15 protein-coding genes and 1 pseudogene are annotated in these 18,691 nt (G+C 50.9%); 3 read left to right on the top strand and 13 right to left on the bottom strand.

Annotation, left to right across the window (positions count from 1 at the left end):
- Positions 1–15 precede the first annotated feature (15 nt).
- The 9 genes and pseudogenes from carA to C7B16_RS02135 form a co-directional block, all read right to left on the bottom strand.
- On the bottom strand, positions 16–1,164 hold the full coding sequence (gene carA / locus C7B16_RS02175) for a glutamine-hydrolyzing carbamoyl-phosphate synthase small subunit (RefSeq protein WP_107179307.1): 1,149 nt from the start codon (positions 1,162–1,164) through the stop codon (positions 16–18).
- A gap of 455 nt (positions 1,165–1,619) precedes the next feature.
- Positions 1,620–2,441: a 4-hydroxy-tetrahydrodipicolinate reductase gene (gene dapB / locus C7B16_RS02170; protein WP_000543592.1), complete on the bottom strand. Its 822-nt coding sequence runs from the start codon at positions 2,439–2,441 to the stop codon at positions 1,620–1,622.
- Positions 2,442–2,607: 166 nt separating this feature from the next.
- Complete coding sequence (rihC, locus tag C7B16_RS02165; RefSeq protein ID WP_016249594.1) at positions 2,608–3,522, bottom strand: ribonucleoside hydrolase RihC; 915 nt, start codon at positions 3,520–3,522, stop codon at positions 2,608–2,610.
- Between the two features lie 65 nt (positions 3,523–3,587).
- Positions 3,588–4,538 carry a 4-hydroxy-3-methylbut-2-enyl diphosphate reductase gene (gene ispH, locus C7B16_RS02160; RefSeq protein ID WP_016249593.1) on the bottom strand — a complete coding sequence of 317 codons (951 nt, stop codon included), beginning with the start codon at positions 4,536–4,538 and terminating at the stop codon, positions 3,588–3,590.
- Between the two features lies 1 nt (position 4,539).
- Positions 4,540–4,989 (bottom strand): FKBP-type peptidyl-prolyl cis-trans isomerase, encoded by a 450-nt coding sequence (gene fkpB / locus C7B16_RS02155; protein WP_000004655.1) that lies wholly within the window; start codon positions 4,987–4,989, stop codon positions 4,540–4,542.
- Between the two features lie 107 nt (positions 4,990–5,096).
- The gene (lspA, locus tag C7B16_RS02150; protein WP_000083379.1) at positions 5,097–5,591 is read right to left on the bottom strand and encodes a signal peptidase II; all 495 of its coding nucleotides are present in this window, start codon (positions 5,589–5,591) and stop codon (positions 5,097–5,099) included.
- The gene (ileS, locus tag C7B16_RS02145) at positions 5,591–8,407 is read right to left on the bottom strand and encodes an isoleucine--tRNA ligase (protein ID WP_001286811.1); all 2,817 of its coding nucleotides are present in this window, start codon (positions 8,405–8,407) and stop codon (positions 5,591–5,593) included. Before ileS ends, lspA begins: the two co-directional genes overlap by 1 nt.
- A gap of 42 nt (positions 8,408–8,449) precedes the next feature.
- On the bottom strand, positions 8,450–9,391 hold the full coding sequence (ribF, locus tag C7B16_RS02140; protein WP_107179306.1) for a bifunctional riboflavin kinase/FAD synthetase: 942 nt from the start codon (positions 9,389–9,391) through the stop codon (positions 8,450–8,452).
- Between the two features lie 7 nt (positions 9,392–9,398).
- A pseudogene (locus C7B16_RS02135) lies at positions 9,399–9,617 on the bottom strand (DUF2575 domain-containing protein).
- Positions 9,618–9,719: 102 nt separating this feature from the next.
- Here C7B16_RS02135 and rpsT point away from each other — a divergent pair.
- Positions 9,720–9,983, top strand: coding sequence for a 30S ribosomal protein S20 (rpsT, locus tag C7B16_RS02130; RefSeq protein ID WP_001274018.1), 264 nt, complete (start codon positions 9,720–9,722; stop codon positions 9,981–9,983).
- Positions 9,984–10,085: 102 nt separating this feature from the next.
- Here the strand turns inward: rpsT and nhaR are convergent, their stop codons facing one another.
- Entirely contained in the window at positions 10,086–10,991 is a 906-nt protein-coding gene (gene nhaR / locus C7B16_RS02125; RefSeq protein ID WP_000062876.1) for a transcriptional activator NhaR, read from the bottom strand.
- 59 nt (positions 10,992–11,050) lie between these two features.
- Entirely contained in the window at positions 11,051–12,217 is a 1,167-nt protein-coding gene (nhaA, locus tag C7B16_RS02120) for a Na+/H+ antiporter NhaA (RefSeq protein WP_000681378.1), read from the bottom strand.
- A gap of 583 nt (positions 12,218–12,800) precedes the next feature.
- Here nhaA and C7B16_RS02110 point away from each other — a divergent pair.
- Together C7B16_RS02110 and ltrA are read left to right on the top strand one after the other, a co-directional pair.
- Positions 12,801–12,977 (top strand): type I toxin-antitoxin system Hok family toxin, encoded by a 177-nt coding sequence (locus tag C7B16_RS02110; RefSeq protein WP_206602323.1) that lies wholly within the window; start codon positions 12,801–12,803, stop codon positions 12,975–12,977.
- Positions 12,978–13,532: 555 nt separating this feature from the next.
- Positions 13,533–15,221: a group II intron reverse transcriptase/maturase gene (gene ltrA / locus C7B16_RS02100; RefSeq protein WP_219906381.1), complete on the top strand. Its 1,689-nt coding sequence runs from the start codon at positions 13,533–13,535 to the stop codon at positions 15,219–15,221.
- Positions 15,222–15,416: 195 nt separating this feature from the next.
- On the opposite strand, the gene dnaJ is transcribed toward ltrA, so the two are convergent.
- Together dnaJ and dnaK are read right to left on the bottom strand one after the other, a co-directional pair.
- The gene (gene dnaJ, locus C7B16_RS02095) at positions 15,417–16,547 is read right to left on the bottom strand and encodes a molecular chaperone DnaJ (RefSeq protein ID WP_001118463.1); all 1,131 of its coding nucleotides are present in this window, start codon (positions 16,545–16,547) and stop codon (positions 15,417–15,419) included.
- An 88-nt stretch (positions 16,548–16,635) separates the two neighbouring features.
- Entirely contained in the window at positions 16,636–18,552 is a 1,917-nt protein-coding gene (gene dnaK, locus C7B16_RS02090; protein ID WP_000516135.1) for a molecular chaperone DnaK, read from the bottom strand.
- Between the last annotated feature and the right edge of the window lie 139 nt (positions 18,553–18,691).

The raw sequence follows: 18,691 nt of genomic DNA, 5'->3' as shown, positions 1-18,691 counted from the left end.
CTCTTTTACTCCTGATTACTTAGCGGTTTTACGGTACTGCTCAATTAACTCGATAAAGTGGTCGAACAACATAGCTGCGTCGTGCGGCCCCGGGCTGGCTTCAGGGTGCCCCTGGAAGCTGAATGCCGGTTTATCGGTGCGATGAATGCCCTGTAACGTACCGTCGAACAGGGATTTATGCGTCACGCGCAGATTTGCAGGTAATGTTGCTTCGTCCACCGCAAAACCGTGGTTCTGGGCGGTAATCATCACCACATTTTTCTCAATATCTTTAACCGGATGGTTGCCGCCATGATGACCAAATTTCATTTTGACCGTCTTCGCGCCACTGGCCAGCGCCAGCAACTGATGACCGAGGCAGATGCCAAATACCGGGATGTCAGTTTCGAGGAATTTCTGGATGGCGGTAATCGCGTAATCGCATGGAGCCGGGTCGCCAGGACCGTTCGAGAGGAAGATGCCGTCCGGATTCATTTTCAGCACGTCTTCAGCAGACGTTTGCGCCGGAACGATAGTCAGGCGGCAGCCTCTGTCCACCAGCATCCGCAGGATGTTGCGCTTAGCACCGAAATCGTAGGCCACCACATGGAACGGCAGCTCGTCTTCTTTTTTCGCTTCCGGCAGGCCGCCAGCCAGCGTCCAGCTCCCTTGTGCCCAGCTATAGGCTTCAGCGGTAGTCACTTCTTTTGCCAGATCCATGCCGTTCAGCCCAGGGAACGCGCGGGCTTTTTCTAACGCCAGCGCCGCATCCGGGTTATCGCCCGCGATGATGCAACCATTCTGTGCGCCTTTCTCACGCAGTAAACGCGTCAGCTTACGGGTATCGATATCGGCAATCGCCACAATGTTATGGCGTTTCAGGTAAGAAGAGAGGTCTTCGGTATTACGAAAGTTGCTGGCAATCAGCGGCAGATCGCGAATCACCAGACCTTGTGCATGTACCTGGGAGGATTCTTCATCGGCGTCATTAGTGCCGACATTACCAATATGGGGATAAGTAAGAGTAACGATTTGGCGAGAATAGGAAGGATCAGTGAGGATTTCTTGATAACCGGTCATTGAAGTATTGAAAACGACTTCCCCAACCGCCGAACCTGTTGCCCCTATGGCCCGACCGTGAAACTGGGTTCCGTCTTCCAGAACCAATAGCGCTGACTTAATCAAAACACCCTCCAGAGAATATTCACTCACTTTATTTGCATATTAATTCACAATGATGACATGAATCAATGCAAATCTGCTTACCGACGAATTTCTGGCAAACGGCGGCATTCTGGAGATATGGAAGCTAAAAGTCAACTCAATCGCGGTATTTATTATATGATTTTATGCATCACACATATTTTGATGGCATTAAGCGGCAAAAATATCATCTAACATAGTCTGGAAAACGCTTGCGCAGAGAGAAGAATGTATAAAACCAATTTCGTCAGATAAAAAGTGGACCAAACGGTCAAAATTTACATTAAAACAACAAAAATCATCAACAAAACATGATATTTTTAGCAACTCACACCAATTAACAATAATAACAATCAAAACAAAAGGGCTAAAATTTAAGCCCTTTATAATTATAAAGTTAGATGTGTTATTTTTGCATCAACACTAATGTTTTGTTGTTATAACGCATTGAGATTAAGCACATCTCGCATGTCAAAAAGCCCACTTTCTTTGCCATTCAGCCACAAAGCCGATCTTACCGCGCCGTTAGCAAAGGTCATGCGGCTGGAAGCCTTATGCGTAATCTCCAGACGTTCGCCAATATCGGCAAACATGGCGGTATGTTCGCCAACGATGTCGCCGGCACGGACGGTGGCAAAACCAATGGTGCCTGGCACTCGTTCACCGGTATGACCTTCACGGCTGTAAACTGCGCAATCTTTCAGATCTTTGTTCAGTGCATGGGCAATCGCCTCTCCCATCGCCAGCGCAGTGCCCGACGGCGCATCCACTTTATGCCTGTGATGTGCTTCAATAATCTCGATATCCGTGTAGTCACCCATTACCTGAGCGGCTTTCTCCAGCAGCTTAAGCATCACATTAACGCCGACACTAAAGTTGGCGGCAAAGACAATCGCAATATCCCCGGCGGCATCACGAATCGCCTGCTTGCCTGCGTCATCAAAACCCGTCGTGCCAATCACCATCCCTTTGCCATGCTGGCGACAAAATGCCAGATGGTTCAGCGTGCCTTCCGGACGGGTAAAATCAATAAACACATCAAAATCATCTTTTACCGCATCGAGGCTGCTTTGTACGGTAACGCCGGTTTTTCCGGCTCCAGCCAGTTCACCGGCGTCACTGCCCAGTAAAGAAGATCCTTCACGCTCCAGCGCCGCGCCAAGCTGCACGCCCTCTAACGCCAGCGCCGCCTGAATCAACTGGCGGCCCATACGCCCACCGGCTCCCGCGATGGCAACGCGGATGTTTGCATCATGCATAGCTATTCTCTTTTGTTAATTTGCATAGACCGTTTTCAGAGTAACCAGCGCATCGCTACGCCGCCAGCCAAAAACGCCGATAATTAGAAATTAATGATAAACAGGGAGGGATATCAGTGAAAGGCATGAGTCAGTAAATGACTACATGCCGATAATATGTGACAGGTTATGGTGCCAGGGCCAGCACCTCAGCCACCCACTGTTGGAAACCTTTCACATCCAGATCCAGCGCCACCTGTACATTGGCAGGTTTACCCAGGCAACCGTCAATATCAACGACCGTAGTGCCCGAAGTAAATTCCCCCTGAGTTTCCACCGCCACAAAACAGGGTTTGAGGGTGAACAAATCCGGACGCACCAGCCAGGCGATAGCGCAGAGATCGTGCATACGCAGACCACTTTGCATACTGCCGCTGCGATAGTGGCTAAACAAGGCGTGAAGCATTTTCCCGGTACGATTCAACTCCGGCAACGTGGCGAGATAGTCTGGGGTTAATATCGCCTGATTGGTGACATCCAGACCACACATGACAATTTCAATGTCACTACGGAAGACACATGCCGCTGCTTCCGGATCGACTGCGATATTAAACTCGGCGTTTGGCGTACAGTTGCCGCGTCCGGCGGAACCGCCCATGATCACCAGACGGCGAATATGCGGTTTACATTCCGGGCATTGTGAAAGTAACAGCGCGATATTGGTCAACGGGCCGATAGCCACCAGAGTAACGGGTTCTGGCGCACGTATCAGAGCATCACGAATAGCCAGAAATGCCGGTTTATCCAGCGGGCTTCTGTTGTGTTCAACAAAGTCGTAGCCAGCCATTCCCGATTCGCCGTGCACAGATGCCGCATTACGCGGCGCGCGTACCAGCGGTACAGCAGCGCCCTGGGCGAGCGGAATATCCACATTCCAGAAATGCAGCAGTTGCAGGGCGTTACGCGTGGTTTTCTCAACTGAGACATTACCCGCAACGGTGGTCATCAGTTGCAGGTCGAGTTCGGGAGCAAAAATCGCGGCGGCAATGGCAACGGCATCATCGATGCCGGGATCAGTATCGAGGAAAATAGGTAATCGCATGTTTTCTCCATAAAAAATGCCGGTAACAAGACCGGCATTTTCGCATAACTTAGGCTGCTAATGACTTAATCAACTTCACGAATATCCACACGCAACTCTTTCGGCACTTCGAAAACAATGTTTTCTTCGCGGCCTTCCAGCGGAATGGCTTCGCCGCCGCCAAGCTGCTGTAAACGTGCAACCACATTCTGCACCAAAATATCCGGAGCCGATGCCCCCGCAGTCACGCCGACACATTTAACGTCTTTCACCCACTCTTCCTGGATATCTGTCGCATCATCAATCAAAAACGCGCGTTTGCCCATACGCTGCGCCAGTTCCGCCAGACGATTGGAGTTGGATGAGTTTTTCGAACCAACGACCAGTACCACTTCCGCCTGCTCTGCCAGTGCGCGTACCGCTTCCTGGCGGTTGGTGGTGGCGTAACAGATGTCATCTTTGCGCGGCCCGACAATCTTCGGAAAACGTTTACGCAGCGCATCGATAACATCCGAAGTGTCATCCACCGACAGCGTGGTCTGGGTCATAAAGGAGAGTTTATCTTCGTTTTTGACCGTCAGTTTCCACACGTCGTCCGGTGACTCGACCAGATACATTCCCCCTTCCGGGTTACTGTACTGCCCCATCGTACCTTCCACTTCCGGGTGCCCGGCATGGCCAATGAGAATAGATTCTTCGCCACGACGGCTGGCGCGGGCGACTTCCATATGCACTTTGGTCACCAGCGGACAAGTTGCGTCGAATACCGTCAGATCGCGGCTTTTCGCTTCGTTGCGTACAGCCTGGGAAACACCGTGCGCGGAGAAAATCAGGATTGCGCCATCCGGCACTTCGCTGATCTGCTCAATAAAGATAGCGCCACGCTCGCGCAGGCTATCGACCACGTAGCGGTTATGCACCACTTCGTGGCGGACATAAATCGGTGCGCCGTAAATGGCCAGCGCGTTTTCAACAATGCTGATAGCGCGGTCTACCCCGGCACAAAAACCACGTGGGTTGGCCAACAGGATCTGCATGTTACGCCTCCAGTGCCGGATCGATTTCCAGCACTTCAATATCAAAATGAACGGTCTGCCCGGCCAGCGGATGGTTGAAATCAACGGTAATAGAGTCACCGTTAATCTCGCGGATCACGCCAGGCATCTCACTGCCATCCATTGCGGTAAAAAGCATTATTGCGCCAATTTCTGGCTCGCCTGCATCCATAAACTCACGGCGGGAGAAGTACTGAATCAGGTCCGGTGACGGTACGCCAAACGCCGCATCAGGCTCCAGCGAGAAGGTGGTTTTATCGCCCACTTTCAGCCCCAGCAGGTGTTGCTCCAGCCCTTCGGAAAGAGAAGCGTCACCAAGGCGGAACAGCGCCGGTTTACCGTTGTTGCGGGTAGACTCAGCGGTGGTGCCATCGTCGAGTTTTAGCGTGAAGTGCACCAGGACGGCGCTATTGCTCTGTACAGATTCAGACATGCAGGTTTGCTCTTGTATTTTGAGGATGTTTGCCGGATGCGGCCTACGATTTCGCAGCAATCTGTAGGCCGGATAAGATGCGTCAGCATCGCATCCGGCAGGGTTTATTATTGTTTTTTCGCTTTCGAAGGCAAAAAACCTTCCAGCACAATCAGTGCCGCACCGACACAGATGGCAGTATCAGCGAGGTTGAAGGTGGCGAAGTGCCAGTCGCCAACGTAGAAGTCGATCATATCGACCACAAAGCCGTGCCACAGGCGGTCGAACAGGTTGCCCAGCGCACCGCCAATAATCAGCGCGTAAGCAATGTTGTTCAGTTTCTGCGTGGCCTTCGAGCGATACATCATCACCGTCAGGATCACGCTAATACCAATTGCAATACCGGCAAAGAACCAACGCTGCCAGCCGCCGCTATCGGCAAGGAAACTAAACGCCGCGCCATAGTTACGCGCATAATGCAGATTAAGCGACGGGAACAGCGGAACCGTATCCCCCAGAGCAAAATTCTGGAGGATAAGGTATTTGCTGCCCAGATCGATAATCAGCACGACTACTACCAGCCACAGCCAGCGTAGCCCTGTTGAACAGATCGATTGACTCATCAGGCAAACTTACGTTTTTCACCGTCACCGGCGACGTTGCTGACACAGCGGCCGCAGATTTCTGCATGCTCCGCCACCTTGCCGACATCCTGGGTGTAGTGCCAGCAGCGTGGGCACTTCTCACCTTCGGCTTTACTCAACGCGACTTTCAGCCCTTTGAGTACTTCGCTCTGCTGAGCATCAGCAGGTGCGTTGTTATAGTCTGCAACGGTAGCGCCGGAGGTCAACAGGACAAATCGTAATTCATCGCCCAACGCGTTCAGTTTTGCTGCCAGTTCCGGTTCTGCGTACAAGGTTACTGCCGCTTCCAGCGAGCCACCCACTTTCTTGTCAGCACGCGCTTGCTCAATGACTTTGTTCACTTCGCCACGCACTTGCAGCAACTCGTCCCAGAACGCATCGTTCATCGCTTCGCTGTCAGCCAGACCAAACAGACCTTCGTACCACTCACCGGTAAAGACGTATTTTTCACGTTCGCCCGGCAGGTAACCCCACACTTCATCCGCGGTGAAGGAGAGGATCGGTGCCATCCAGCGAACCAGCGCTTCTGCGATGTGATACAGCGCAGTCTGGCAGCTACGACGCGCCACGCTATCTGCTTTGGCGGTGTACTGACGGTCTTTGATGATGTCGAGGTAGAAAGAGCCCATCTCAACGGAGCAGAAGCGCATCAGACGCTGTACCACTTCGTGGAAATCGTATGCTTCGTAAGCCTTGATGATGTCTTCCTGAGCCGCTTTCGCACAACCCACGGCCCATCTGTCCAGTACCACCATCTCTTCCGGTTTCACCATATCTTTTGCCGGATCGAAACCATTGAGGTTTGCCAGCAGGAAGCGTGCGGTGTTACGGATACGACGATAGCTGTCAGCAGCACGTTTCAGGATCTCGTCAGAAACGGCCATTTCGCCGGTGTAGTCAGTTGATGCCACCCACAGACGCAGAATATCCGCGCCAAGCTTGTTCATCACATCCTGCGGCGAAACGGTGTTGCCGATGGATTTAGACATCTTGCGACCCTGACCATCCACGGTAAAGCCGTGAGTCAGTACCTGACGATATGGCGCTTTGCCTTTCATCGCAGTGGAGATCATCAGGGAAGACATGAACCAACCACGGTGTTGGTCAGAACCTTCCAGATACATGTCCGCAGCGTGACCGGCAAATTCCGGACGCACGTCAACAACGGAAGAGTGCGTAGATCCGGAGTCAAACCATACGTCCAGCGTATCCGGCACTTTCACGTACTGGTCAGCGTCGTCACCGAGGATCTCTTTTGCATCGAGATCCCACCACGCCTGGATGCCGTCAACTTCAACGCGTTTTGCCACTTCTTCCATCAGTTCAAGGGTACGCGGATGCAGCTCTTCAGTGTCTTTGTGCACGAACAGTGACATCGGTACACCCCAGGTACGCTGACGGGAGATACACCAGTCAGGACGGTTAGCGACCATCGACTCAATACGCGCCTGGCCCCAGTCCGGGATCCACTGCACGCCTTTGATCTCTTTCAGTGACTGCGCACGCAGACCTTTCTGATCCATGCTGACGAACCACTGTGGCGTCGCACGGAAGATGATTGGGGTTTTGTGACGCCAGCAGCACGGATAGCTGTGCTGCAGCTTCTCAACATGCAGCAGCGCGCCTTTTTCCTGCAACAGTGCAACGACAATATCGTTCGCTTTGAAGACGTTCACACCGTCTAACGTCGGGTAAGTTCCCGGCAGATAAGTACCGTCCGGGCCAACCGGGTTAGCGGTTTCCAGACCGTATTTCTGACCGATAACATAGTCGTCAGGGCCGTGGCCAGGCGCGGTGTGAACAGCACCAGTACCGGCATCCAGCGTGACGTGATCGCCAAGAATTGCCGGAACATCGAAGCCCATAAACGGATGGGTAAAGCGCAGCAGTTCCAGCTCCGCACCTTTCACCGTGCCGAGGATGGTGTATTCGGTAACGCCGATACGCTGCATCACACTTTCAACCAAATCTTTCGCAAGGATCACGGCCTGACCGTCGATCTGCACCAGCGCATAGTCGAAATCCGGTGCAATAGAGATTGCGCGGTTCGCAGGCAGGGTCCACGGCGTTGTGGTCCAGATAACCAGAGAGATCGGGCCATTAACGTCAGAAACGCCAAATTTCGCTTTCAGCGCATCCTGATCGGCGGCGTGGAACGCGACGTCGATGGACGGGGAGGTTTTGTCGTAATACTCAACTTCCGCTTCCGCCAGCGCGGAACGACAGTCTACGCACCAGTGCACCGGTTTAGCACCTTTGTGCAGATGGCCGTTGCCGATAATTTTGCCCAGCGCACGGATGATGTTGGCTTCGGTTTTGAAGTCCATAGTCAGGTACGGATGTGACCAGTCGCCCAGCACCCCCAGACGGATAAAGTCTTTGCGCTGACCATCAACCTGGGTCGCTGCATATTCGCGACACTTGGCGCGAAACTCGGCTGCGGTGAATTTCTCACCCGGCTTACCGAACTCTTGCTCTACTTTCAGCTCGATCGGCAGACCGTGACAGTCCCAACCAGGCACATACGGCGAGTCATATCCAGAAAGCCCTTTGGACTTGATGATTATGTCTTTCAGAATCTTGTTAACCGAGTGACCAATATGAATGCTGCCATTCGCATAAGGAGGGCCATCATGCAGAATGAAGGTTTTTTTGCCTTTTTTAGCCGCACGGATGATGCCGTACAGATCATCATCAGTCCAACGCGCCAGCATTCCCGGTTCGCGCTTGGCGAGGTCGCCACGCATCGGGAACCCTGTTTCCGGCAAATTCAGGGTTGATTTATAGTCACTCATCAGATTCTCGGTTCCGTATTTCGGTTTGATTACATAACAGGCTTAAGCCGGTTTTGTTAGCCCAAAAAATTCGCGGGCGGTTAATTCATCACGCGCAATCTGCGCTTTCAGTTCGTCCAGCGACGCAAATCGCTGCTCACTGCGTATTTTTTTACGCAGCACTACTTGTATATGGTGACCGTAAAGGTCCATTGCAACATCCAGAACATGCACTTCCAGTTGCTGGCGAATGCCTGCTACCGTTGGGCGCGTGCCGATGTTCGCGACGCCAGGCAACGGTTTTTCACCGAGGCCCAGCACTTCCACCGCATAAACCCCTTTCACCGGGGAAACCTGACGACGCAGCGGTACATTCGCCGTCGGGAAACCAATAGTGCGCCCTAACTCATCACCGTGAACAACACGCCCGGAGATGGCAAACGGGTGCCCCAGTAAACTTTCGGCCAGAGCCAGGTTGTCATCCGCCAGGGCCTGACGCACGGCAGTACTACTGATACGCACGCCACCTTCACAGAAAGTTTGCGTACTGGTGATGTCGAAGCCGTATTCTGCGCCAGCTTTCTGTAATAACAAGAAATCGCCTTCACGACCAGCGCCAAAGCGGAAATCATCACCCACAGCAAGAAATTTTACCCGCAACTGCTTCACCAGTAGTTCGCTGATAAAATTTTGCGCCGTCAGCGCCGCAAAGCGCCTGTCAAAACGCACGCACAGCACGTAATCTACGCCACACTCGGCAAGATAACGCAGTTTTTCCCGCAGCCGGGTCAGGCGTGCCGGGGCTTTGTCGGTGGCAAACAGTTCCAGTGGTTGAGGCTCAAAAATCATCACCATCACCGGTAAGTTGCGCCTGCGCCCTTCTTCCTGCAAGCCCTGCAACAGCGCGCGATGACCGCGATGCACGCCGTCGAAATTACCAATAGTCAGCACACACCCTTCTTGCGGGGCCTGGCTGAGATTCTGTATGCCGCGTATCAGCTTCATGTCTGGCTCAAAACAGTGAAAATCGTCCGAGTATACCTTGTACAGCGGTCAAGGTTAACCGGCGATTGAGTACTGAAATTAGAAAGAAGTGGCTTTTCATTGCCATGGCGCAAATCACGGTAAGAAACTAACGGCCTGCTGCAATTTTTCTCGCGGAAAAGCTGTATTCACACCCTGCAAGCTGGTAGAATCCTGCGCCATCACTACGCAACGAGCGCTGCCATATTAACGGCGCTTATTTGCACAAATCCATTGACAAAAGAAGGCTAAAAGGGCATATTCCTCGGCCTTTGAATTGTCCATATAGAACACATTTGGGAGTTGGACCTTGGCTAATATCAAATCAGCTAAGAAGCGCGCCATTCAGTCTGAAAAGGCTCGTAAGCACAACGCAAGCCGTCGCTCTATGATGCGTACTTTCATCAAGAAAGTATACGCAGCTATCGAAGCTGGCGACAAAGCTGCTGCACTGAAAGCATTTAACGAAATGCAACCGATCGTGGACCGTCAGGCTGCTAAAGGTCTGATCCACAAAAACAAAGCTGCACGTCATAAGGCTAACCTGGCTGCACAGATCAACAAACTGGCTTAATCGCCTTTTGTTGTCAGCTTTGTAAAAAAACCCGCGCAAGCGGGTTTTTTTATGCCAACGAGCAAAAGCAGGCCAACACTGTAGCCTGCAAAGTACGAATGGCTATTTCGCGGCTGAAGTAAACAGCGCAGAGTAATCTGTATTGCAAATACGCTGTACCGCAGGGTGCTGGATCATCCTTTCGGCAAAAATCGCATGGTACTCTTCCATGACGTTCTCAACGCGACCAATCTCCACAACCGAGTTATCGGTATAAAAATCATTGGCGTAAAGTGAAGGTGCAACAAAAATAGCATTGTGCGTCGCACCAAAGGCTTTCATCAACGCCGCATCATCAAACTCCCCCAGAATTTCAACATTCAATCCCTGGGAGTTAAACCAGTTTAATAGCTTGCGTCCCAACATTGAGCGCCGCCCCGGTATAAGTAAGCGGCGTTGCTCCAGACAGGCTGGAAACGGTTTTTCTGGCAGCGGGTTAGTGCACCAGAAACTGACACCACACTCGCCAATTTTTATGGAAAATAGTCCCTCCTGCTGGGTGGAGTCGATCGGACAGTCAGAGATGATCATATCCAACTTATGCTGACTCAGTTGCTCCAACAGCATCTCGTGCGTCGATTCAAAGCAGCGTAGATGGATCTGCTCGTCTTCTACAACTGCGGCATCCAGAACACTGCTGACCAGGCGTTTCGAAAGTGCATCTGCAACGCCAACATCAAACAATAAGTTAGACTCTTTGCGATAGTTGACGATATCCAGCATTTCCTGGCTTAACGTGAACATTTTATCGGCATAGCGATAAACCAGTTCTCCCAGTTCACTGGGTTCCAGGCCACGTCCTTTGCGCTTAAATAGTTTCCCTTGCAGACGCTCTTCCAGCGCCCTGATCTGCCCGGTAATCGTTTGTGGTGTTAAATAAAGCGCCTCCGCTGCGCCAACCACAGAACCTTCTTTGTAGACATGCCAGAAGTAATACAAGTGGTTGTAATTGATATGAGACATGCTCATTTCTCTCCCTGATAACAATGAAAAGGGAGCCATTTATGGCTCCCCGGTACATCGCCCGATCAAACAGATGGACGTAGACGAATGCGTAGCCAGCTATATCCAATTACCGCCGAAGAGATTGAACCGACCAGAATGCCTAATTTCGCCCAGTTAATCAGTTCTGGATCTACGCTACCAAAGGCCAGGCTGGCGATAAAAATAGACATAGTAAAACCGATACCGCACAGGATCCCAACAGCCATAATTTGCTGATAAGTCGTTCCCTCTGGCAGATGTGCCAGCTTCAAACGCAGCGCCAGCCAGCAGAACAGACTAATACCCAGCGGCTTGCCAATCAGCAAACCGGCGATGATCCCTAATGGCAGAATGGAGGTCAGGCCATCCAGCGTCACGCCTTGCAGAGAAACACCAGCATTGGCAAAAGCAAATAGCGGCAAGATCAGATAAGCCACCCACGGATGCAATACATGCTCCAGGCGCTTCGCCGGAGAACGCCCATGTTTCTCTTTTAACGGAATAAAGAAGCCAACAATAACCCCAGCCAGCGTTGCATGGACGCCTGATTTCAGCACGGCCGTCCACAGCACCACACCAACCAGAATATAAACCCCTGTACGGCGCACGCCACACATGTTCAACACAGCGAGTACAGCAATCGCCACTGCAGCAACGCCAAGAGAAGCCATCGACAAGTCATTGGTGTAAAACAAGGCGATGATAATGATGGCACCAAGATCATCGATAATAGCCAGCGCCATCAAAAAGATCTTCAGCGCTAACGGCACACGGCTTCCCAATAACGCCAGTACACCAAGCGCAAAGGCAATGTCAGTAGCCGCCGGGATCGCCCACCCTTCACGAGTGATAGGATCAGCATAGTTAAAAGCCAGATAGAGCAATGCCGGGACAATCATCCCGCCGATAGCGGCAATGACCGGAAACGCAGCCTGCCGCAGGCTGGCCAGCGATCCTTGCATCAGTTCGCGTTTAACTTCCAGACCAACTAACAGGAAAAATATCGCCATCAGTGCGTCATTTATCCATAACAGCATGTTTTTGTTGATCTCAAGTGAACCAACCCGAAGCTGAACCGGCGTTTCAAGAAAGTCGTGATACCATCCACTGGTTGCGCCGCTGTTGGCCATAATCATCGCCAGAACAGCGGCAATAATGAGAATAATGCCTCCCGAGGCATCACTACTAAAGAATCGATGCAGATGTTTCACTTTTTATTTCTCTTTCAGGTGAATAGATCGTTTTTACTATTTTACCCCGCAAGAATCATCGTTAAAATCAGATTATAATGTAGGAATAGCTCGCTTTTTACGATCTATAAAGGAGGTTGCGTCACCAGCGGAGGAAGATTTTTTGACGCCCGAAAGCGGTGGCTGATGACCTCAAAACTCAATAATCATAGCTTAAGGTCACGATTTCTGAAGGATTTATTCGGAAAAGTAATAATTAATTTGTGGTAAGCCAGAGCTGTTTGTTAGGGCGATATTTCAAATATATCCAACTTGTCCTCAATAATTGCAATAAAGGGACAAATCAACGTTAACTAATTGAATCCTTAAAAAATTACGCCATAAAAATGCGAGGCGTCTTCAGGATTGGGGTTGATATAATCAAATGGATTAAAGTGAATAGTATAATAGCGGCGGGTGCTTGAGGCTGTCTGTCTCAGGCATTAGCTGGATGGCAGATAGAGAAAAGCCCCGAGTGATATTTTACCATCAACCCGAGGCCCCCTATATGCTGAACACATGTAGAGTGCCTCTTACTGACCGTAAGGTCAAGGAGAAGAGAGCAATGAAGCAGCATAAGGCGATGATTGTCGCCCTGATCGTCATCTGTATCACCGCCGTAGTGGCGGCGCTGGTAACGAGAAAAGACCTCTGTGAGGTTCACATCCGAACTGGCCAGACGGAGGTTGCTGTTTTCACGGCTTACGAGTGCGACAAGAAGTCGTCCAACATATTGTTTTGATAAATCACTTATACAAAACCAACTATTCCATTAGTTGTAGCCTACTGAGGCAGGCAAGGCTGGTAACGGCTCTGTCTGAAGCCCTCGGGACAATGTAGCTTAGCAAATATTGCTTCAGTAAATCGTGAGAAGATCTGATCGCTGCAAGCATCATGCGGCGAAAGCGCTAGGCTGGGTGGTATGGTTAACACAGTGAACTGTCGTTAAACGTCGTGACGTGAAACAAGCCAAAGATGCTGACAGGCTTGCACCAAAAGGTAAGGGGTAAGGCTATTCCTGTTCGTAATGGGAATACATGGACAACAACTCCCCCGGCGGATAGACAGAACCTAACCCACTCTTTGTATGTTGGCCGGAACTTGGTAAGCCCGAATTCTCGCCCTAGTGGCAGGTGCACTGTAAGGCAAACTGATGAGAATGCGGGTAAAGGAGGATGGAAAAAGCGAAAGCCGGACTGTAATCGTGCGGATAGAGGTTCAACATTTGCCTTAACGGGAAACCGTGCTGACTTCCATCTGGTCTTTAATTGCGAAACATCTGCGAAGGTTTCTTTGGATGACATGTATGAAAATTACATCTAACAATGTAACTGCGGTCATCAACGGAAAAGGTTGGCATTCCATTAACTGGAAGAAATGCCATCAACACGTTAAAACCATACAGACAAGAATCGCAAAGGCGGCATGTAACCAGCAATGGCGTACAGTTGGTAGACTGCAACGACTGCTGGTTCGCTCATTCAGCGCCAGAGCACTGGCGGTGAAACGAGTTACGGAAAATAGCGGGCGTAAAACCCCCGGAGTGGATGGCCAAATCTGGAGTACTCCAGAATCAAAATGGGAAGCGATATTTAAACTCAGGCGAAAAGGGTACAAGCCCCTACCGCTAAAAAGAGTTTTTATACCCAAATCTAATGGCAAGAAAAGACCGTTAGGAATTCCCGTCATGCTTGACAGGGCAATGCAAGCCCTGTACCTGCTGGGATTAGAGCCTGTATCGGAAACTAATGCAGATCACAACAGTTATGGTTTCAGACCAGCGCGATGTACGGCTGACGCCATTCAACAGGTATGTAATATGTATAGTTCCCGGAACGCCTCGAAATGGGTTCTGGAAGGCGATATTAAAGGATGCTTTGAACACATTAGCCACGGGTGGCTGCTTGAAAATATTCCTATGGACAAGCAAATACTCCGTGATTGGTTGAAAGCTGGGATCATCGAAAAAGGCATATTCAGCAAAACTCTCTCGGGTACACCCCAGGGAGGAATCATATCTCCAGTTCTGGCAAACATGGCCCTGGATGGACTGGAAAGACTGCTGCAAAATCGCTTTGGTTCGAAACGGTCAAAAACATTCAGGAAACATCAAGTTCACTTCGTCCGGTATGCTGATGATTTCATCATTTCCGGAAAGTCGAAGGAACTTCTGGAAGAGAATGTTCTTCCGTTGGTGAAATCATTTCTTGCAGAAAGAGGGCTGACTTTATCCGAAGAGAAAACGGTCATCACTCACATTACGGACGGATTTGATTTTCTTGGGCAGCACGTCCGACGCTTCGGTAGAAAACTCATAATCAGACCAGCCAAGAAAAACGTTAAACAATTTCTTAGCAAGATCAGAGAGACTATTGAAGGTAACCGAACGGTTCCTGCATGGGTGCTAATAAGTCTGCTTAATCCAATCATCACCGGGTGGGCAAACTATCACCAACATGTAGCATCGGCCGAGACATTTAACTATGTCGACAACCAAATCTGGCGCAAAATCTGGCAGTGGTGCAGAAGGAGACATCCCGGCAAAGGCCGGAGATGGATCTTCCGTAAGTACCACACGACAATAAAAATGTGTCATGGTCGATTTTATGGAGTCGATCCGGAGGGTAGGAAATATGTTCTGTCCCGGGCCAGCGACATCCATATTAATCGCTATATAAAAATAAAGGGAGCGGCAAATCCATATGATCCCGAGTGGGACACATACTTCGAAAGAAGGCTGGACTACTCATGGAAGAAATCCCATCAGGGGCAGAAAAGGATTCTCGCTATATGGAAAAGGCAAGGATCGCGCTGCCCTTTATGTGAGCAACCGATTAATCGTGATACAGGATGGAATGTTCATCATTTGCTCAAGAAATCTCTTGGTGGTAGCGATGATGTGAGCAATTTAGTCCTACTCCATCCCAACTGCCATCGACAACTACATAGTAATGACGCTGGTCTCCCACAAGGTGGAGGCTTATAAAGGCTTGAGCGGTATGCGGGGAAACTCGCACGTACCGTTCTTAGGGGGCGGCGAGACAGCAATGGATCGCTGCTACCCGACATCCGAGTAAGAGCAACGGCGGGGAGTGATCCCCGCCACTTTACAGGTGCTCGCATATCTTCAACGCACCCTTGTTTTTACCCAAGCCTGCCCACGGGTGGGCTTTTCAGGAAATTAGCGAGTCAGGTCGTCAAAAAACTTCTTCACGCCGTCGAAGAAACTCTTCGAACGCGGGCTGTTGTGCTCGCCGGTTGGGCCACCGAAGCTTTCTTGCAGATCTTGCAGCAGTTGTTTCTGCTTCTCGTTCAGACCTACCGGTGTTTCGACCACGACGCGGCACAGTAAATCCCCCTGCGCACCGCCGCGGACAGACTTCACGCCTTTACCACGCATGCGGAACAGCTTACCGGTCTGGGTTTCTCCAGGCACTTTCAGTTTGACGCGACCATCGAGGGTCGGCACTTCGATTTCACCACCAAGTGCGGCCATCGCGAAGTTGATCGGCACTTCGCAATACAGGTTGTTACCTTCACGTTCGAAAATCGGGTGCTGTTTAACCTGAACCTGGACGTACAGATCGCCTGCTGGTGCGCCGTGCTCGCCCGCTTCACCTTCGCCCGCAAGACGGATGCGGTCTCCAGTGTCCACCCCTGCCGGGATTTTAACGGACAGCGTTTTGCTACGCTCAACACGACCATGACCATGACATTTGTTGCACGGATCTTTGATCAGCGTACCTCGGCCCTGACAGTGTGGACAGGTCTGCTGTACGGCAAAGAACCCCTGGCGCATCTGCACTTGACCAGAACCATGACAGGTCGGACAGGTCTGCGGTTGCGTACCCGGTTTTGCACCGCTACCGTGGCAAACGTCACACTCTTCCAGAGTCGGAATGCGGATCTCTTTGGTCACGCCACGTACAGCTTCTTCGAGGGTGAGCTCCATGTTATAGCGTAAATCAGCACCACGCGCCGCACGTTGACGACCACGTCCGCCGCCAAAAATATCGCCAAAAACGTCACCAAAAATATCGCTGAAGTCTGCGCCGCCGCCAAAACCGCCGCCGCCCATGCCGCCTTGCTCAAACGCCGCATGACCATACTGATCGTATGCCGCGCGTTTTTGCGAATCGGTCAGAACTTCATAAGCTTCCTTGATCTCTTTAAATTTCGCCTCGGCCTCTTTGTCACCCTGGTTACGGTCCGGGTGATATTTCATGGCCAGGCGTTTATAGGCCTTTTTGATTTCACGCTCTTCCGCAGTTTTGGAAACGCCTAAAATCTCGTAATAATCTTGCTTAGCCATCTTTTTTAATTTGCCCCTAGATGAATGCACGGGCGGAGAGGAAAATCCCCTTCGCCCGTGTCAGTATAATTACCCGTTTATAGGGCGATTATTTTTTGTCTTTGACTTCTTCGAATTCAGCGTCGACAACATCGTCATCTTTCGCGTTGTTTGCAGAAGCATCAGCACCGGCAGTCTGCTGCTGGGCATGTTGCTGCTGGGCGATTTCCATCAGTTTCTGGGAAACCTGTGCCAGTTCCTGCATTTTCGCTTCGATAGCGGCTTTGTCTTCACCTTTCAGAGCAGTTTCCAGCGCAGTCAGCGCAGACTCGATGGCAGTTTTGTCGTCAGCCGGCAGTTTGTCGCCTGCTTCTTCAACCTGCTTACGGGTGCTGTGCAGCAGATGGTCGCCCTGGTTGCGAGTCTGTACCAGCTCTTCAAACTTACGGTCTGCTTCGGCGTTAGCTTCAGCGTCGCGTACCATTTTCTGGATTTCATCTTCGTTCAGACCAGAAGAAGCCTTAATGGTGATCTTCTGCTCTTTACCGCTGTTTTTGTCTTTCGCAGAAACGTGCAGGATACCGTCAGCATCGATATCGAAGGTAACTTCGATCTGCGGCATACCGCGCGGTGCCGGGTTGATACCATCCAGGTTGAACTGACCCAGAGATTTGTTATCAGCCGCACGTTTACGTTCACCCTGCAGCACGTGGATGGTTACTGCAGACTGGTTGTCTTCAGCGGTAGAGAACACCTGGCTGTGCTTGGTCGGGATAGTGGTGTTTTTCGCGATCAGCGTCGTCATCACACCGCCCATGGTTTCGATACCCAGAGACAGCGGGGTAACGTCCAGCAGCAGTACGTCTTTCACGTCGCCAGTCAGTACACCACCCTGAACGGCAGCACCGATTGCCACAGCTTCGTCCGGGTTAACGTCTTTACGCGGCTCTTTACCAAAGAATTCAGCAACTTTCTTCTGAACCATTGGCATACGAGTCTGACCACCAACGAGGATAACATCGTCGATATCAGATACGGACAGGCCAGCGTCCTGCAGAGCAACTTTCAGCGGCTCGATGGAACGGTTCACCAGGTCTTCTACCAGGCTTTCCAGTTTTGCACGAGTCACTTTGATGTTCATGTGTTTCGGACCGGTCGCGTCTGCAGTGATGTACGGCAGGTTAACGTCGGTCTGCTGAGCAGAAGACAGCTCGATTTTCGCTTTTTCTGCCGCTTCTTTCAGACGCTGCATTGCCAGCGGATCGTTACGCAGGTCAATGCCCTGATCTTTCTTGAATTCTTCAACCAGGTAGTTGATCAGGCGGCTGTCGAAGTCTTCACCACCCAGGTGGGTATCACCGTTGGTTGCCAGAACTTCGAAGGTTTTTTCACCGTCAACTTCGTCGATTTCGATAATGGAAATATCGAAAGTACCACCACCAAGGTCATAAACAGCGATAGTACGGTTGCCTGTACCTTTGTCCAGACCGTAAGCCAGTGCAGCGGCGGTCGGTTCGTTGATGATACGTTTTACTTCCAGACCAGCGATACGGCCTGCGTCTTTCGTTGCCTGACGCTGAGCATCGTTAAAGTATGCCGGTACGGTGATAACTGCTTCAGTTACCGGTTCACCCAGGTAATCTTCTGCAGTTTTCTTCATTTTTTTCAGCACTTCGGCAGAAATCTGCGGCGGTGCCATTTTCTGGCCTTTAACTTCGACCCATGCGTCGCCGTTATCAGCAGCAATAATTTTGAACGGCATGATAGAAACATCACGCTGTACTTCTTCGTCCTGGAAGCGGCGGCCAATCAGGCGTTTAATCGCAAACAGGGTGTTTTGCGGGTTCGTCACTGCCTGACGTTTAGCCGGCTGACCAACCAGAGTTTCACCATCCTGGGTATAGGCAATGATAGAAGGCGTGGTGCGATCGCCTTCGGCGTTCTCCAGCACACGAGGAGTGGTGCCATCCATAATCGCTACACAAGAGTTGGTAGTACCCAGGTCGATACCAATTATTTTACCCATCTAAACGTCTCCACTATATATTCGGTCATCATGTGGTTGTGAGTCTGTAATAGGGGCGAAACGTCTGGTTTCAACTGCCCAATTTCATTTTTTTGCAGACTCACTCACTGCGGTTGACTACTAAATGGGGTCGTAACCC

The organism is Escherichia sp. 20412-1 (genome assembly GCF_003027595.1).
Classification (GTDB): domain Bacteria; phylum Pseudomonadota; class Gammaproteobacteria; order Enterobacterales; family Enterobacteriaceae; genus Escherichia; species Escherichia marmotae.
This window is presented reverse-complemented; position numbering and strand designations above follow the sequence as displayed.

Bases quoted from the DNA above. Each gene is read 5' to 3' on its own strand.
- dapB (WP_000543592.1), bottom strand. From the start codon at position 2,441: ATGCATGATGCAAACATCCGCGTTGCCATCGCGGGAGCCGGTGGGCGT.
- rihC (WP_016249594.1), bottom strand. From the start codon at position 3,522: ATGCGATTACCTATTTTCCTCGATACTGATCCCGGCATCGATGATGCC.
- ispH (WP_016249593.1), bottom strand. From the start codon at position 4,538: ATGCAGATCCTGTTGGCCAACCCACGTGGTTTTTGTGCCGGGGTAGAC.
- fkpB (WP_000004655.1), bottom strand. From the start codon at position 4,989: ATGTCTGAATCTGTACAGAGCAATAGCGCCGTCCTGGTGCACTTCACG.
- lspA (WP_000083379.1), bottom strand. From the start codon at position 5,591: ATGAGTCAATCGATCTGTTCAACAGGGCTACGCTGGCTGTGGCTGGTA.
- ileS (WP_001286811.1), bottom strand. From the start codon at position 8,407: ATGAGTGACTATAAATCAACCCTGAATTTGCCGGAAACAGGGTTCCCG.
- ribF (WP_107179306.1), bottom strand. From the start codon at position 9,391: ATGAAGCTGATACGCGGCATACAGAATCTCAGCCAGGCCCCGCAAGAA.
- nhaR (WP_000062876.1), bottom strand. From the start codon at position 10,991: ATGAGCATGTCTCATATCAATTACAACCACTTGTATTACTTCTGGCAT.
- C7B16_RS02110 (WP_206602323.1), top strand. From the start codon at position 12,801: ATGAAGCAGCATAAGGCGATGATTGTCGCCCTGATCGTCATCTGTATC.
- ltrA (WP_219906381.1), top strand. From the start codon at position 13,533: ATGACATGTATGAAAATTACATCTAACAATGTAACTGCGGTCATCAAC.
- dnaJ (WP_001118463.1), bottom strand. From the start codon at position 16,547: ATGGCTAAGCAAGATTATTACGAGATTTTAGGCGTTTCCAAAACTGCG.
- dnaK (WP_000516135.1), bottom strand. From the start codon at position 18,552: ATGGGTAAAATAATTGGTATCGACCTGGGTACTACCAACTCTTGTGTA.